The organism is Nitrospinota bacterium (assembly GCA_016208975.1).
Taxonomy (GTDB): domain Bacteria; phylum Nitrospinota_A; class UBA7883; order UBA7883; family JACRLM01; genus JACQXA01.
The window spans coordinates 1-14,428 of the sequence record JACQXA010000004.1; the positions used below are offsets into that span (position 1 = coordinate 1).

16 protein-coding genes and 5 tRNA genes are annotated in these 14,428 nt (G+C 56.4%); 5 read left to right on the plus strand and 16 right to left on the minus strand.

Going from position 1 to position 14,428, the window contains the following annotated elements; translation table 11 throughout:
* The 11 genes from tuf to HY751_03505 form a co-directional block, all read right to left on the minus strand.
* Positions 1 to 141 (minus strand): elongation factor Tu (gene tuf, locus HY751_03455; protein MBI4665452.1); only part of this gene is annotated, 141 nt, incomplete at its 3' end.
* A gap of 116 nt (positions 142 to 257) precedes the next feature.
* Positions 258 to 332: transfer RNA gene (locus HY751_03460), tRNA-Thr, on the minus strand.
* A gap of 30 nt (positions 333 to 362) precedes the next feature.
* Positions 363 to 438, minus strand: a tRNA-Gly gene (locus HY751_03465).
* A 26-nt stretch (positions 439 to 464) separates the two neighbouring features.
* Positions 465 to 549, minus strand: a tRNA-Tyr gene (locus HY751_03470).
* 55 nt (positions 550 to 604) lie between these two features.
* Positions 605 to 680 (minus strand) — tRNA-Thr (locus HY751_03475).
* Positions 681 to 763: 83 nt separating this feature from the next.
* Positions 764 to 910 carry a hypothetical protein gene (locus tag HY751_03480; protein ID MBI4665453.1) on the minus strand — a complete coding sequence of 49 codons (147 nt, stop codon included), beginning with the start codon at positions 908 to 910 and terminating at the stop codon, positions 764 to 766.
* Positions 904 to 2,289, minus strand: a complete 1,386-nt coding sequence (gene argH, locus HY751_03485; protein MBI4665454.1) for an argininosuccinate lyase — start codon at positions 2,287 to 2,289, stop codon at positions 904 to 906. Before argH ends, HY751_03480 begins: the two co-directional genes overlap by 7 nt.
* A gap of 335 nt (positions 2,290 to 2,624) precedes the next feature.
* Entirely contained in the window at positions 2,625 to 4,031 is a 1,407-nt protein-coding gene (locus HY751_03490; GenBank protein MBI4665455.1) for a hypothetical protein, read from the minus strand.
* On the minus strand, positions 4,028 to 4,600 hold the full coding sequence (locus tag HY751_03495; protein MBI4665456.1) for a prepilin-type N-terminal cleavage/methylation domain-containing protein: 573 nt from the start codon (positions 4,598 to 4,600) through the stop codon (positions 4,028 to 4,030). The genes HY751_03490 and HY751_03495 overlap by 4 nt, the downstream gene beginning before the upstream one ends.
* A 3-nt stretch (positions 4,601 to 4,603) precedes the next feature.
* On the minus strand, positions 4,604 to 5,050 hold the full coding sequence (locus HY751_03500) for a type II secretion system protein (protein ID MBI4665457.1): 447 nt from the start codon (positions 5,048 to 5,050) through the stop codon (positions 4,604 to 4,606).
* Entirely contained in the window at positions 5,047 to 5,481 is a 435-nt protein-coding gene (locus tag HY751_03505) for a prepilin-type N-terminal cleavage/methylation domain-containing protein (protein ID MBI4665458.1), read from the minus strand. The genes HY751_03500 and HY751_03505 overlap by 4 nt, the downstream gene beginning before the upstream one ends.
* A 123-nt stretch (positions 5,482 to 5,604) precedes the next feature.
* On the opposite strand from HY751_03505, the gene HY751_03510 reads away from it, so the two are divergent.
* The 5 genes from HY751_03510 to HY751_03530 all read left to right on the plus strand — a co-directional run bounded on the left by HY751_03510 (position 5,605) and on the right by HY751_03530 (position 9,051).
* Positions 5,605 to 6,435, plus strand: a complete 831-nt coding sequence (locus HY751_03510; protein MBI4665459.1) for a hypothetical protein — start codon at positions 5,605 to 5,607, stop codon at positions 6,433 to 6,435.
* A 16-nt stretch (positions 6,436 to 6,451) separates the two neighbouring features.
* The gene (locus tag HY751_03515; GenBank protein ID MBI4665460.1) at positions 6,452 to 7,405 is read left to right on the plus strand and encodes a GDP-mannose 4,6-dehydratase; all 954 of its coding nucleotides are present in this window, start codon (positions 6,452 to 6,454) and stop codon (positions 7,403 to 7,405) included.
* A 124-nt stretch (positions 7,406 to 7,529) separates the two neighbouring features.
* Positions 7,530 to 8,099: an elongation factor P gene (gene efp, locus HY751_03520; protein MBI4665461.1), complete on the plus strand. Its 570-nt coding sequence runs from the start codon at positions 7,530 to 7,532 to the stop codon at positions 8,097 to 8,099.
* A 19-nt stretch (positions 8,100 to 8,118) separates the two neighbouring features.
* On the plus strand, positions 8,119 to 8,886 hold the full coding sequence (locus HY751_03525; GenBank protein MBI4665462.1) for a DUF1573 domain-containing protein: 768 nt from the start codon (positions 8,119 to 8,121) through the stop codon (positions 8,884 to 8,886).
* Between the two features lie 89 nt (positions 8,887 to 8,975).
* Positions 8,976 to 9,051 (plus strand) — tRNA-Gly (locus HY751_03530).
* A 726-nt stretch (positions 9,052 to 9,777) separates the two neighbouring features.
* Here HY751_03530 and HY751_03535 read toward each other — a convergent pair.
* The 5 genes from HY751_03535 to HY751_03555 are packed head-to-tail and all read right to left on the minus strand — an operon-like array spanning position 9,778 to position 14,333.
* On the minus strand, positions 9,778 to 11,073 hold the full coding sequence (locus tag HY751_03535) for a Ni/Fe hydrogenase subunit alpha (protein ID MBI4665463.1): 1,296 nt from the start codon (positions 11,071 to 11,073) through the stop codon (positions 9,778 to 9,780).
* Complete coding sequence (locus HY751_03540; protein MBI4665464.1) at positions 11,048 to 11,842, minus strand: oxidoreductase; 795 nt, start codon at positions 11,840 to 11,842, stop codon at positions 11,048 to 11,050. Before HY751_03540 ends, HY751_03535 begins: the two co-directional genes overlap by 26 nt.
* Before the next feature lie 3 nt (positions 11,843 to 11,845).
* Entirely contained in the window at positions 11,846 to 12,670 is an 825-nt protein-coding gene (locus HY751_03545) for an FAD/NAD(P)-binding protein (GenBank protein MBI4665465.1), read from the minus strand.
* Positions 12,671 to 12,702: 32 nt separating this feature from the next.
* Positions 12,703 to 13,179, minus strand: a complete 477-nt coding sequence (locus HY751_03550; protein MBI4665466.1) for a cyclic nucleotide-binding domain-containing protein — start codon at positions 13,177 to 13,179, stop codon at positions 12,703 to 12,705.
* Positions 13,180 to 13,202: 23 nt separating this feature from the next.
* On the minus strand, positions 13,203 to 14,333 hold the full coding sequence (locus HY751_03555) for a 4Fe-4S dicluster domain-containing protein (protein ID MBI4665467.1): 1,131 nt from the start codon (positions 14,331 to 14,333) through the stop codon (positions 13,203 to 13,205).
* Positions 14,334 to 14,428 lie beyond the last annotated feature (95 nt).

The window sequence follows — 14,428 nt, forward strand, 5'->3', positions numbered from 1 at the left end:
GAACGGTATGTACTCCGCCCAGCCCTTCTTGCTCAACACCTCGGTGATCGCCGCGGTCAACGTAGTCTTGCCGTGGTCCACGTGCCCTATCGTACCAACGTTCACGTGCGGCTTGTCCCGCTTGAATACCTCTTTAGCCATTTTCGTTAGCGCTCCTGCTCGTGTTCCCTAAAGTTTTGCCATCTTAAAAACATCAACCGCGCCGCGCCTTTTCCAAAACGCTAAAAGAACAGCGCGCCACCACTCCGAAACATATCTGGAGCCCAAGATGGGGATTGAACCCATGACCTCTTCCTTACCAAGGAAGTGCTCTACCACTGAGCTACTTGGGCGCTATCGCTTTACCGTTAACTCCGCTTTTATGGAGCGGGAAACGGGACTCGAACCCGCGACCCTCAGCTTGGAAGGCTGATGCTCTACCAACTGAGCTATTCCCGCCCCGGCTTCAAAGCCCATCTTATATATGGTGGGGAGGGAAGGATTCGAACCTTCGAAGGCTGAGCCGGCAGATTTACAGTCTGCTCCCTTTGACCGCTCGGGAACCTCCCCGCACCAAATCCTTCTATATAAAACCCTGGCCCGCCCGGACCTGAAAAACCTTAACTGGAGCCGGCGAAGGGACTCGAACCCCCGACCGGCTGATTACAAATCAGCTGCTCTACCAACTGAGCTACGCCGGCATGGCAATTTTTAAGCCAATTTAAAAAGTAAACGTGTAATTTATAATTATTGGACTTTAAAGTCAATAAACAAAATTGATTTTTTATATTAGCCCGGGCAGGGCGATTGCCGAGCCTTGAGAGGGTTTTGGCATGACAGGTGGTGTTTTCCTTCCACACCCGGCCGCCAGCATAATAACCGCCAGCGCCACCATGGCCGCAATCGCCGGAAAACCCGCAGGTTTCACCATTTTTTCATCTCCCGACCTATCTCCTTGAGCCGGGCCGAAATCCGCCGCCGGGCGGCGCCACCGGGAGTGTTTTTACCGTCCGCCGAGTTCTGGGGGGTTATCTTCCCGGGTTTTATCCCAAGCAGGCGCCGGTCTATGGCTGAAAGTTCCCTGATGTCCAGCCCGCCGAAATCCACCCCTTTTTCCACGCATGCCCGCACAAGCCGGCCTACTATCTCGTGGGCGTCGCGGAATGGAACGCCTTTCATCACCAGCCTGTCGGCCACGTCCACGGCCGTCATGTAACCCTCACCAGCCCGTTTGGAAAGTTTAGCGGTGTCCACTTTTAGGGCCGATATGATGTCCGCCATCAGCTCCAGCATGATCACCAGCTGGTCGAACGAGTCGAACACCGGCTCCTTGTCTTCCTGGAGGTCTTTGTTATACGCCAGGGGCAGGCCTTTCATGGTGGTGAGCAGGGATACAAGGTTGCCCGCCAGCCTGCCGGTTTTGCCACGGACCAGCTCCGGCACGTCCGGGTTTTTCTTCTGCGGCATTATTGAAGAACCGGTGCAGAAGGCGTCCGGAAGCTCCATCACCCCAAACTCGTTGGTGGTGAAAATTATAAGCTCCTCGGAAATCCGGGACAGATGAACGCCGGTCATGGAGCAGGCGAAAAGGAACTCCGCTACGAAATCCCTGTCTCCCACCGCGTCCAGACTGTTTTTGGAGATGGAGTCGAACCCCAGTTTTTTCGCCACCCATTCCCTGTCTATGGGGAAATTGGTTCCTGCCAGCGCCGCAGAACCCAGGGGAAGCACGTTTATCCGCTTCCGCATATCTATAAATCGTTCGGCGTCGCGCCCCAGCATCTCGAAATATGCCAGGAACCAGTGGGCCAGCCTGATGGGCTGGGCGGGCTGGAGATGGGTGTAGGCTGGCGCGATGGTGTCCAGATGCTCCACGGCCTTGTTGTAAAGTGATTTCTGGAGACGCCGGATCTGGGCGATGGTCTCGTCCACCGAGTCCCGCATGAACAGCCGGAACGCCGTGGCCACCTGGTCGTTCCTGGACCTGGCGGTATGAAGCCTTCCACCGGCAGGGCCTATGATGGTTTTCAACCGCCGTTCCACGGCCATGTGGATGTCTTCGTCGGCATCGTCGAACTTGAAGGAGCCGGAGGTTATTTCAAGCTCAATTTTCTTCAGGCCGGTCACGATGGCGGCGGCGTCTTTTTTAGGTATTATCCCCTGGCGGCCCAGCATTTCGGCGTGGGCCAGGCTCCCGGCGATATCGTGGCGGTACAGCCGCCGGTCGAACCCCAGGCTGGCGTTGAATTTTTCCACCAGCGGATGGGTGGGTTCCGTAAACCTGCCGGACCAGGCTTTCTTTTTGTTCAACGCCCCCCTCCATCGTCAAAAAGATTTAGTATATCCTTTATTGTTCGTGATTTGCAAGAAAAGCTAGGGCATATGGGAGAGGGCGGCCCGAAGGGCCGGATGAGGGGGCATATAGTTGATATTTGCATTTTTTCACCCTCCCAAGGCCCTTCTCATCAATGGAGGGGCCTAAGCAGAGAAAACCATGGCCTGCGACCACGGGAAATCGGAAAATCGGCCGCATTAATCCTTCACACGAAAATCAGCCACAACAAAACCGAAGAGATGGCGAAATCTATCTCGTATTGGCAGAGTGGAAGACTTTACGTTGATTTGTTATAGCAGGCCCCCTTCCCTTATCCGCTAAACGTTGACGGATCGTAGTTTAAATCATTGGGGTATATGGCGAAGTAGTCCATCAATATTACGGAGCCACCCCAGGCGCGTATACCGATGTCTCCGGTGGCTATGGCCGTTCCCGCCGAATCCAATAACACTGTTTCCACAAGATACGGCTGGGTTTCCGATCCCTGGCCTGCGGTTATCTCTTCCAGGCCAAGATAGATTGAAGCCATGTTTTGATAAACATATATGTAAACCGTCCGCCACAACCCCGTCCAGTTGCCGTTGCCCCAGCGCCAGCCATTCAGCGCCGTCAACCCTGTGCGGTTCTCCGGGCAGAAGAAGGGATATGTGGTATCCGGATTTTGCGAATTGAAAACCTCACATCCCGTGGCACAGGTTTCGCTCCCCATGAAAACCTTGCGGGTGAGTAACATGCCCGCGCCGTCGTTCCCGAACACGGCAGAAAATGTGTCGCACGGGGCGATGTAACCAATGTTCATGTCGTATTGCCAGATATAGCCTGTAAGGCCGCCCAAATCCACCAGGTTGGGGTCGGCTTGGGACGGGTAGGAGGCGCGGAAATAAAGCCCGAACCCGGCGCCGGAAACCAGCTTGACCCTGGTCTTGATAAAATAGTTCTGATACCCCGCCTGGTCCGGCGCAATGTTTATCCCCTGCCGGGCGAAACAGCCCGCGGCGGACTGGCATTGGGCATAGGCGCAAGGGTCGCCCGCGCCAAGGGTGTTCAACTTGAAACACGCGGCGGTGTGGATTAATAAGCGGGTGTCACCCTGAGCCGTTATTTTCAATATACTCGCTATCCCGCCCGGTTCGGAGGGGTGGGTAATTAAGTTTAAAGTGTCTCCGCCGGACTGTGTCGTAACCGTGGCGTATGGGGTCACCACCGCATGGGCGGCGGAAGCCTGGCCGGTTTCATAATAGGTGTCCATGACATCCGTGTCTGGCTGGTCGAAGCTGTCCATAAAATACGGAGCGGAGCCTCCAGCGGGTATGGTAAGGCTGGTGGATACGGTACGGGAGAAATTGCCATCACCGGCGGCCCACCGGCCCGTGGATGTGATGGTGACGATATCATCGGTTTGGGGGTTACTGTCGGCGTCCACATAAACCGCGGTCAGAGAAAATTCCGGCCCATTCTGGCCAAGACGCATTGTGGTTCCGTCCAGGTTTTCTATAATCTGGCGGTTCGACGTGGTGTAACCCGAAACCCTCTGGCGGAACCATTCCAGCCCCGACTGGGCGGCATAAAACGCGGTCACGCTCCGCCCCGTGTCCGCCGGGGGGGCGAAGGAGGCGGAGGAAACCATAAGCGCCGCCAACCCAAGCGAGGTTATCCCCGCCATGATGATCACCACCAGCAATGCGGACATGCCCCGGTTCCCCCGCCCCGGTTTCATCTGATAACCTCGCGCCAGTTCAAATCCCTTGTTCCCGGCGGGAACACGGAGGTTTCCATCACGGCTTGGGCTCCGTTCTTTTCGCGGGTGATGGAGATTGTGAAGTGGCGAAGCTCCGGGGAATCGTCGCTGGCGGTCACGCTAAAAGATGTTACGTTGTCTGTCAAAACCACGGGGCCGGACTGGGCGGTGGTTCTGTAAAGCGCCCGGTAGGCCTGATTGAGGTTGAATGTTACAACTGCGGACTTGTCCACGCACGCTACGCAATCCATGGCGGAGGGGCGGTTAATCGTCAGGGTAGAAGATGATGCGCCCCGGGCCGGTGAAGAGACAGCCTCGCCGCCGGGAGCCTGTGGCGCGGCGGATTGTAGCTCTCTGGATATGCGTTCTAGCGCGGCTCCGGTCTCCTCCGAAATGTTGTTTTCCAGCGCGGCGGATAAATATAATCCCAGCGCATTTGAAAAATAGCCGGAAACGCCAAGCCCGATAAAGCCCAGAATAGCCATCGTCACAACCAGTTCAACCAGCGTGTAACCTTTAGCGGGGCGGGAGCGGTTCAGTAAGCGCATCAATCAAACTCCGCCAGCCGTTTTCAGGAAGGTTAGTGTGTATGTATCCCCGTCAGGCGACGAAGTAATGGTGACGGTCACCAATACGAACCCATCGGCGCAGGCGGGGTCTTGCGTCGCAAGGTCACTTGATAAACAGGTGAACGAACGGGTGGCTCTATAAGTAACGCCGTCCATAACCTTGTCGGGCATGGCGACAGGAGAGGTGGCGGCCAGGGACACCGCTTGCTGGCTCCATTGGGTTGGCGTAAGGCCCGCAAAATCCCTGGCGACAAGCTCCGCCTGCTGGCGGGCCAGGTTGGCCAGAGCGGCGCGTTTATAAAACCATTTGGAGCCCGTGGCGCGGGAGGCTGTCATCAAAGGCGCGCCGAGCGCCATTGCCGCGATGGAGATAACCATGACCGTCATGACGATCTCCACAAGGGTGGCGCCGCTTTTGTTCCGAATCATTGCGCCGAGGTCATCCCTGTATATCCGGCCACGGATACGGTTTTGGAGCCTTCGCCGGAAATTATCGTTACCTGGGCTGGCGACAAGGGTTCACCAAGCGAGTTGAAGGTTACGGAGACCGTGGTGTTGATATAAACTCCGCCACCCAGCGGGGAAAGATCACGTTCATTCCCGCCGGAGCCGTCCGCCGCCGCATCATAAGTGTAAGAGCGGTTTCCGTTTATGAATTGGAGGGAGCGGGACACGCCCCGGTTCATGGCGGACACTTGCGTATGACGTATATCCGCTTTCATCACCTCCACGGCTTCGTGAAGGCTCAATCCGCCGTTGGAAAACAATGGCGCCGCGGCCACCGCAAGGATAAACGCTATTGAAAGCGCCGCCACAAGCTCCACCAGCGTAAAACCACGGGTATGGCGAAATGGCCGCATAATGATGGCGATGTCCGTTTGTTTCCGCAAATATACTTACCCAGGCCCGCCCAGGCAATAGCCTTTACGGGTGGAAGGCTTTTTTTGGATATGCGCCCGCGGCATGACGGTATAATTGACCCCATGTTCAGGTTGATATGGGCTACGGTTTCAGTCATCGTCATTCTATTGTCCTCCGGACCCGCCTATTGCCAGAAGGTTGTGGAAGTGTTCGAGATTTATTACGGGCAGGCGGGCGACATGGCCGGGGCGGTGAAACTAGTGTTGAGCCCGGAGGGGAAGATGTCGGTGGACGAGTCGTCCAACATCATTATAGTTAACGACCGTCCCGTCAATGTGGAAGAGGCCCGCAAGCTGATAAAGAGGCTGGACAGGGCGCCGAAGAACATAAGGATAGAAGTGGAGTTTTTCGAGGAAGAGCGGATAAACTCTTTGGGGCTTAATCTGCAATGGCGCGTGGAGGGGGCGGGATTTGCCGTGGCCACTATCCCGGCGCCAGGTTCGCCGGGAGCGCAAGTGGATGTCCACCAGCTGTTAAAGAACGCGCGATCCACGAAAAAACAGTTTCTACGGGTAATGGAGAACCAGACGGGCCGGATATTCGTGGGGGAAAGCGTCCCCTTTGCCGGTTATCTTGTCCGGTATGGTTATATAGAGAAGGACGTGACATTTAAGAATGCTGGCACAAGCTTCGTTGCGCGGGCGAAAACCATAACTGGCGGAAAGATAGCCTTAAGCCTGGAGCCGGAGGTAAGCTCTTACGATGGTGGTAATAATAGCTTTACCGTTAAAAACGCCGCCACCATGATCGTTCTGGACGATCCTGGCTCGGTAGCGCTGGGTGGTGTGGATAGCGTGGAAGAATCGTTTGGCGGCTCGTTTCTGCAATCGGCTGGCGGGCGGGAGGCCAATTCAAGGTTTGTAATGGTAATCACTGTCCAAAGCGAGAAATGATGTATATAGGGCGACAATGCGGGCGTTGATCACCGGAGTTTCCGGGTTCGTGGGAGCGCATCTGGCTCGTTTGCTGGCGCGGGAACCGGGAACGGAGGTGTTCGGCGTTTACCGCGATAATCCGCCAGCGTCAACGGTTCCGGGCCGGCATTTCAAGGTGTCGCTGGAGAATCCTGAAGAGGTGGCCGGTTTAATAAAAGAAGTGGCCCCGGATGGGATATATCATCTTGCGGCGGTGTCCTTCCCCGGAGACGCGGCGCTGGACAGGGTGAACGCATATAAGAGTAATTTCATGACCGGCGTGAACCTGCTGGAGGCGGCGGCCACGCATAGCCCGAAAGTAAGATTTTTATACACCAGCAGTTCGGAGGTTTACGGGCTTGTCCGGCCCGAGGAAAACCCGCTGGCGGAAACCCGGGAGGCGCGGCCGGTTAGCGCATACGCCGTTTCCAAATACTGTCTGGAGCTGGTTTGCCGTCAGTACGCGGCCAACCCAGGCCTGGCGGTGATGATAGCGAGACCCTTCAACCATACCGGGCCGGGCCAGCGGGGAAAATTCGTTGCGCCGGAATTCGCCATGCAAATCGCCCGTATAGAGGCGGGAAAAGCCGAGCCTGTGATCCGCACCGGCAACCTGGATTCGCAACGGGATTTTACGGACGCGCGGGACGTGGTGGAAGCGTATGTAAAAATCCTGCGCCAGGGGGAAAGGGGAGAAACGTATAACGTATGCTCCGGCGGCGCTGTGACCGTGGAGTGGATTTATAAAACTCTGGTTGGATTATCTCAAACACCCCAAATCAGGCATGAACTGGACATGGGTAAGGCCCGCCCCTCCGAAAACCCTGCTATTTTCGGCTCCCGTGAAAAGTTGGAAAAACTGTGCGGCTGGCGCCCAGCCATACCACTAGAGCGGACATTGCGGGATTTACTGGAAGACTGCCGAAGACGCGTGGGTGAGGAAGGTTGACCGGCTATCATCGGCAAATTGCCATCATAATGGCCTTATAGGCTAAATTCCCTTGTTCGTGAAAGGCTTAACAGGTATCATTTGAGATTCTTTTTATCTTGAGAACAAGGGAGTATCTCGAAAAATGGCGGCCGTTATAAATGCCGGGTCAGTCCGCGTAGGGTATTTAATAATATACGATAAACAGCTGTGGCGCGTAATGGCCACGGAGCATGTTAAGCCCGGCAAGGGCGGGGCCTACGCCCAGTTGAAACTGCGCAATGTCCTTCAAGGTAACCAGACAGAGGTGAGGCTCCGCACAGAAGAGAAAGTGGAACGCGCCGCGCTAGAACAGCACGAGATGGAATACCTGTATGAGGATCCGGCTGGCTTCTGCTTCATGAACACCGAAAGCTACGAGCAGGTGTTCTTTTCAAAAGACGATCTGGCCGGGGTTCTGGAATATCTTCTGCCCAACACCAGGGTGCAGGTGGAATATTATGACGGAAAGGCCATTGGCGTAACTCCCCCCAGGATGGTGGAGCTTAGGGTGGTGGAAACCGAGCCTTCGTTGAAAACCGCCACCATCACAAGCACGCCCAAACCGGCGAAACTGGAGACGGGGCTTATCGTGCAGGTTCCGCAGTTTGTGGAGGTGGGCGAGAAAATCCGGGTGGACACCACCGAGGGAAAATACATGGAGCGGGTGAAATAGCTCCAGCCGGTATATTGCCATGAGTGATTTACTCGATTGCATTAATACAAAAAAAGCCGTCCTGGTTTGCGCCATGGCGGCTTTTTTATTTTCGGCTACGGGCGCGGCCCCCTCGGCCTTTGCCGGGCCCTCTATAAAAGTTACGCCCGCAAAACATGACCTGGGGAAAATAAATGAGGGCGACAAGGTATCACGCCGGTTCACCATAACCAACGAGGGGAACGAAACCCTGGTGGTGAAGGACGTAATCCCTTCATGCGGGTGCACAACGTCGCAGATAGACTCTAAAAATATCGGTCCGGGAGAGTCTTCCGGCGTGACGATTGTTTTCGATTCGGCGTTGCGTCCGGGGCCGTTCACCAAACAGGTGACAATTCTATCCAACGACGAGGCCCGGCCAAAGGTGGACGCGCTGATAACCGGCGAGGTTGTAAGAGCCCCGGCCCCCAGGGTAACGCTGGAGCCTTCGCTTGTCCGGCTAAACAAAGCGCCGCCGGAAAGCGTGGTGGAAGCCTGGTTCAACGTGCGAAACGACGGTTCGAAGGAACTGGTGGTGACAGGGGTTTATCTTAAGAAAGGGGTTTACGCTGTTGGAGCGCCGGTGCGGGAAAAAGCTCCAGTGGAGGCGTTCACGCTGGCTCCTGGCGGGCAGAAACCCATAATGTTACCGGTTAAAACCCCGGCCAAGGGCTTTATCCGGCTGGAGTATCAGGTTGAAACCAACGACCCCCGGATTCCAATGGCCACTTTGATCATTACCGGCGAGGTGGAAACGCCAAAGAAGTGAGCCGCGTCTTGCGGGTAAAAAAGGTTATTTCACAGGCCCCATGGCAACTCTTGGCGGTTATGCTATAATTTCCCTTCCTCAAAGGAAATGCGGGTGTAGCTCAGTTGGTAGAGCATCAGCTTCCCAAGCTGAGGGTCGCGGGTTCGAGCCCCGTCGCCCGCTCCAAAAATAAATCCCTTACAGTAATTCAGATTCCCAAATAGTTGTCGCAATCACCATTTGCCGTTTCCCCCAGGTTGCTAACCTCAATCTCGCTTCCCCGGGTCGCGTATTTCAGTCTCGCTTCCCCGAGGTCACCGTTTAACCGCGTCCCCGAGGTCGCTGACCTCGGTCTTTAAGAAATCCGTGGTCGGGCGACCACGGGGAAGCATTGGGCGACGTTGGCATCCGCGCCTGGGCCGGTTCGGTGATGTGAATGGATTACTTCGCTATTTATCCGAACGATTTGAACTACGACCCGGCCACTTTTAGCGGGTGATGTGGTGAATGTCAGGGCGAGCGAGTTATGGCGAGCTTGCCGAGCCACGAACCATGACATTCCCTCTGTCCGAGGTGGAAAACATCTCGCGGAGCGCCATTTGTCATCCCGGCCAAGCGTAGCGCGAGCCGGGATCAGAGACTCAACGGGGAATAGACGATGCCCCGATGCCTGGTCAAGCCCGGCATGACAATGTTCCCACTATTGGGGATATTCTTACCGCTTCACCGTGGTCGCCCGACCACGGATTCCTGTCGCTACTGTCGTTGTTTAAAGATGACCGGGGTCAGGCGACCCCGGTGAAGCGCAAAGAGGACATGGGGTCAGGTCTTGAAACTTGATATTTTTTCATCCAGTCAACGTTATTCAACCATATCTTTAATAACGTTATTAGCCTAATAAACCTTGCGGATTCAATCCCTCTCCACCTTTAGTTTCAAAAAGTGGGTGGCGCAGGAGATGCACGGGTCGTAATTCCTTATGGCCTGTTCCAACTGCCAGGTAAGCTTGTCTTCCGGCAGGTCCAGATATTTTGAGGTGTAGTCCGCCAAGTCCTGCTCGATTATCCGCTGGTTCTGGGAGGTGGGGGGCACTATCTTGGCCTCTTGTATTATTCCCTTATCGTCCAGCCTGTAACGGTGCCAGCAGATTCCCCGGGGCGCTTCGGAACAGCCGCAACCGGATCCGGCTTTGGGGATCAGCTCCACATGCGGTTTGGCGGGGCGCTCGTAATTTTCTATTATGCGAATGGCCTCCTCCACGGCGAACAGGGTTTCCACAGCCCTCACAACAATGCTCTTGAACGGATTGTGCACCGTTTCGCCCAGCCCAGCCTGCCTTGCCGCATCCTGCGCAACTTGCGGTAGCCTGTCGAAATTCAGGTTGTACCGGGCCATAGGGCCAACAAAATATGCCCCGCGCCCCTTGATGAACGAACGGAGCGCGTTGGAATGGGCCACGTGCTCCTCCTCGAAATGGTTCTCGTATTCGTTCAGGGCTATGTCTATCCCCTTGCTGGAGACCAGCCGCCCCTCGTTGAACGGATATTCGTCCGGATGCCGCATGCTCACATACTCGTATTCCCGCTCGAACTCCGGAAAGTTCAGCGACCCGGTGAACTTCACCGTTTGAACAGCCCCGTCCCGCGCCCATTTCAGCTTCTCCAGCAGAGGCTCCAACTCTTTTCGTTCGGGGACGCGGTAGAACCCGCCCACCCGCACGTTTACAGGATGGATCTCCCGCCCGCCAAGGGTTTGCACAATCTCGTTGCCAACCTTTTTCAGTTTCAGCGCCAGCTCCACCGCATCCCGATGGTCTTTGGCCATGTGGATGGCGCTCTGGTATCCAAGGAAATCCGGCAGGTGAAGCATGTATATGTGCAGGATGTGGCTTTCTATCCACTCGCCGCAATAGATTAGCCGCCGCAACGCCCGCAATTGACCCTCCACCTTCACCCCCAGGGCCGACTCCATGGCATGGACGGAACTCATCTGGTATGCGATGGGGCATATGCCGCAGATTCTGGCCGTGATGTCCGGCGCGTCGGTGAAAGCCCTGCCGCGCAGAAACGCCTCGAAAAACCGGGGCGGCTCGTATATGGTAAGCTTCACGCTGGCCACCTTGCCGCCGGTGACCTTTACATACATGGCGCCCTCCCCCTCCACCCGGGCCAGGGCGTCCACCTTAATCTTCATGGCTTTTTCTTTCATGGGCCTCACTCTCCTTGCGGAAAGCCTCGGAATTCGCGTTGAACCCGCGATAGGCGCGGATTATCCCGTCATCGTCCATCCCAAGGGTTTTCCACTGCCCGCTAACCGACGCCGTGTTGGGCGTTTCCATGGGGCCGAAACATCCGTAACAGCCCCGGTTGAACGACGGGCATAAAACCCCGCATCCGGTTTGCGTAACCGGCCCCATGCAGGGCGTGCCATGCCCCGCCATGACGCAAACATAGTTCTTTCGTTTGCAGTCCACGCACAGGCTGTATGTGGGTATGTTGGGCCGTCTGCCGAACAGGTATGCGCTTATGGTCTCCACCAGCTGGGTCTTGCTTATGGGGCATCCGCGTAATTCAAAATCCACCGGCACATGGTCGGCGATGGCCGTTGAGCGGGAAAGGGTGGAGATATAATCCGGCCGGGCGTACACGATGTTGGTGTACTCCTTCACGTTGGCGAAGTTCCGCAACGCCTGGATGCCCCCCGCCGTGGCGCAGGCGCCGATGGTCACTAAAAACTTCGACTGGCGGCGAACCTTGTGGATGCGTTCCTCATCGTGGGGGGTGGTTATGGAGCCTTCCACCAGAGCCAGGTCGTAAGGGCCTTTGATCACCTCGCGGGAGGCTTCAAGGAAATTGGCTATGTCTATGGCCCCGGCCACTGCCAGAAGCTCGTCCTCGCAATCCAGCAATGACAGCTGGCACCCGTCGCAGGAGGCGAACTTGAACACCCCCAGTTTTTTCTTCGCGGTTCTGGCCATGGCTCACACCTCCCGTTTTGTAAATATGTGGGAGACTTCCGAGTACCGGAACACAGGGCCGTTCTTGCAAACAAAATGGGGGCCGAACTGGCAGAACCCGCAAAGCCCCACGCCGCACCGCATGCTCCGCTCCATGCTCACCATTATGTTCCCGGCGGCCACCTGGCGCCGCGCAAGCTCCATCACGGTGTAACGCATCATTATTTCCGGCCCGCAAACAAAAGCCATGGTGTGCAGGGGGTCGAACCGCGCCTTGCCGATAAGCCTCGTCACCACCCCCACTTCCCCTTTCCAGCCATTACCGCCCCGGTCCACCGTCACTAATACATCCATGCCGGAGCGCCATTGCTCAAGCTCCTTCGTATAGAGGATGTCCTGGGCGGACCTTGCCCCATACAACAGTGTCACTTTCCCGTATTTTTCCCGGTTGGCCAGCACGTGATAAATGGCCGGGCGGAGCGGGGCCAGCGCTATGCCTCCGGCTATTATCAATACGTCATGCCCCTCGGCGTCTTTTACAGGCCAGCCGTTCCCGAATGGGCCGCGCAGACCCAGATAGTCCCCTTTTTTCAGGTCACGCATGACGTTGGTCACCGCCCCCACGGCGCGCACGGTGTGGATGATATCCGAATTTTCCGCCGGGTCGCCGCTTATGGATATGGGGACCTCCCCCACGCCGAAAACGTAAAGCATGTTGAACTGGCCGGGGCTGAATTTGGGCGGCCCGCCGCCGTTGCGGGCTGGAGCCACGCTTAAGCTGAACGTATCGTAAGTCTCCACCCACGTCTTTTTGATGACGTAAGGCTCCGGAGTCATAATGTCGCTCATTATCCCCTCTCGTTTGGCGCCCGGAAGCGCTGTCAGGCTTTCATCGCTTTGGCGCCACCGTAAAGATCCAGAAGCTGGATGTTGGCGGCGTGCAGGCTGTCCCAAAGTATGTGTGAGAACCGCTTGAACAACTCATACCCCAGGTCGTGGTCAGCCTCGCATTTGGTCCTTAAACATTTGCCGTCCAGGGCGATGGCGCGGGTAAGCTCCATGGCGCGGCCATCGAACATCCAGCGGTATGGCGGAATGAGCCACGACCAGCCCGCTATGTCCCCCTCGGATAGGGTCTGGATGATGATTGGCCCCTTATTGGGGCTGTTCAGCTCCAGCGACACCCTCCCCTGGCGGATAAGGAAGAACTGGTTGGCTTCCTCCCCCTCCCGGAAGATGTAATCCCCGGCGTTGAACCGCACGTTGGAGGCGCAACCGGTAAGAAGCTCCAGATGCTCCTTCTTCAGGCCTTGCAGAAACTGGCTTTGAGTGAGTATCGTTTCCAGCGAGCGAATCATGGCTTTATAGCCCCCCCCTGATTTTATTTGTCTCCGGAACCGTGGGCGCCAGCCGTTGAGCTTGCCCGGATGGCGGCGGCCTCTTCGGTAATGTCTATCCCCACAGGGCACCAGGTTATGCACCGGCCGCATCCCACGCACCCCGACGAGCCGAACTGGTCATGCCACGCGGCCAGCTTGTGTATCATCCATTGCCGGTACCTGCCAAGATGGGTCTGCCTTACGCTCCCGCCGTGGATGTACGAAAAATCCTTTTCAAAACAGGAGTCCCACTTCTTCCACCGCTCGGCCTTTTGGCCGGAAAGGTCCGTCACATCCTCCACGCCTGAACAGAAGCAGGTTGGGCACACCATCGTGCAGTTCGCGCAGGCCAGGCATCTTTCCGCCACCTCGTTCCAGCGCTTGTTCTCGTAACTGCCGTAGAGAAGCTCCTTGATGCCTGTGGTGTCCAGCTTTCTTCCCATCTTTTGCCCGGCGGCTTTCATCAGGGTTTCAGCTTCCTGCCTTTCCTGATCGCCCAGAGGGGAGCCGGGCAACCCGGACAAGATCACCTTCCCCATCTCCGACCCGGACAAGGCCACGAAATAATGAACGCCAGGCTTTAACACTTCCGTCAGGCAGATGTCGTAAAACCCTGTGGCGGCGGGGCCTGTATTCATGGAGGCGCAAAAGCATGTTCCGCATGGAGCCGTGCAGTTGACGGCGATTATCAAAACGTTCTCCCGCCGGGCCTGATAGGCCTTGTCGGCGAATTCGCCGCCGAAAAATATCTTGTCCTGGATTTTAAGGGCGGCCAGTTCGCACGGGCGAACGCCTATGAGGGCAAGCTTCGTTGCGGGCGGCTTTTCTTCAACAACCTTAAAACCCGCGCCATCCATGACGGCGGTAAAAAGTTTTGACCTGGGCGGGTTAAAGTATTTTTTCCATGATTGGGGGCTTGTGCCGTAACCGAAGATGGCATCGTCGTCCCGTTTAGCCAGGCGGTACCGGCCCGGCTCCTGCGCATCCCCCATGCCCACGGGCATGTCCTCCGTGGAGCCGATTTCATCATAAACGATCGCGCCGTCTCGAATGGTGGGGCCTAAAGCGGCGTAACCCGCATGGCGCAGGAAACTGAGAAGGGCGTTAAAACCTTTTATGTCGATCTTAAACATACCGCCTCCAGAACCGGATTCTCTCACAGTCCATAGACTACCCTCCCCTTTGAACAACAGGCCGAGGCGCCACTTTAAGGTGGCGGCGATCAACA

What these genes read in the sequence shown, in the direction of transcription:
- HY751_03480 (MBI4665453.1), bottom strand. Translation starts at nt 910, where the DNA reads ATGGTGAAACCTGCGGGTTTTCCGGCGATTGCGGCCATGGTGGCGCTG.
- HY751_03490 (MBI4665455.1), bottom strand. Translation starts at nt 4,031, where the DNA reads ATGAAACCGGGGCGGGGGAACCGGGGCATGTCCGCATTGCTGGTGGTG.
- HY751_03495 (MBI4665456.1), bottom strand. Translation starts at nt 4,600, where the DNA reads ATGCGCTTACTGAACCGCTCCCGCCCCGCTAAAGGTTACACGCTGGTT.
- HY751_03500 (MBI4665457.1), bottom strand. Translation starts at nt 5,050, where the DNA reads ATGATTCGGAACAAAAGCGGCGCCACCCTTGTGGAGATCGTCATGACG.
- HY751_03505 (MBI4665458.1), bottom strand. Translation starts at nt 5,481, where the DNA reads ATGCGGCCATTTCGCCATACCCGTGGTTTTACGCTGGTGGAGCTTGTG.
- HY751_03510 (MBI4665459.1), top strand. Translation starts at nt 5,605, where the DNA reads ATGTTCAGGTTGATATGGGCTACGGTTTCAGTCATCGTCATTCTATTG.
- HY751_03515 (MBI4665460.1), top strand. Translation starts at nt 6,452, where the DNA reads ATGCGGGCGTTGATCACCGGAGTTTCCGGGTTCGTGGGAGCGCATCTG.
- efp (MBI4665461.1), top strand. Translation starts at nt 7,530, where the DNA reads ATGGCGGCCGTTATAAATGCCGGGTCAGTCCGCGTAGGGTATTTAATA.
- HY751_03525 (MBI4665462.1), top strand. Translation starts at nt 8,119, where the DNA reads ATGAGTGATTTACTCGATTGCATTAATACAAAAAAAGCCGTCCTGGTT.
- HY751_03535 (MBI4665463.1), bottom strand. Translation starts at nt 11,073, where the DNA reads ATGAAAGAAAAAGCCATGAAGATTAAGGTGGACGCCCTGGCCCGGGTG.
- HY751_03540 (MBI4665464.1), bottom strand. Translation starts at nt 11,842, where the DNA reads ATGGCCAGAACCGCGAAGAAAAAACTGGGGGTGTTCAAGTTCGCCTCC.
- HY751_03545 (MBI4665465.1), bottom strand. Translation starts at nt 12,670, where the DNA reads ATGAGCGACATTATGACTCCGGAGCCTTACGTCATCAAAAAGACGTGG.
- HY751_03550 (MBI4665466.1), bottom strand. Translation starts at nt 13,179, where the DNA reads ATGATTCGCTCGCTGGAAACGATACTCACTCAAAGCCAGTTTCTGCAA.
- HY751_03555 (MBI4665467.1), bottom strand. Translation starts at nt 14,333, where the DNA reads ATGTTTAAGATCGACATAAAAGGTTTTAACGCCCTTCTCAGTTTCCTG.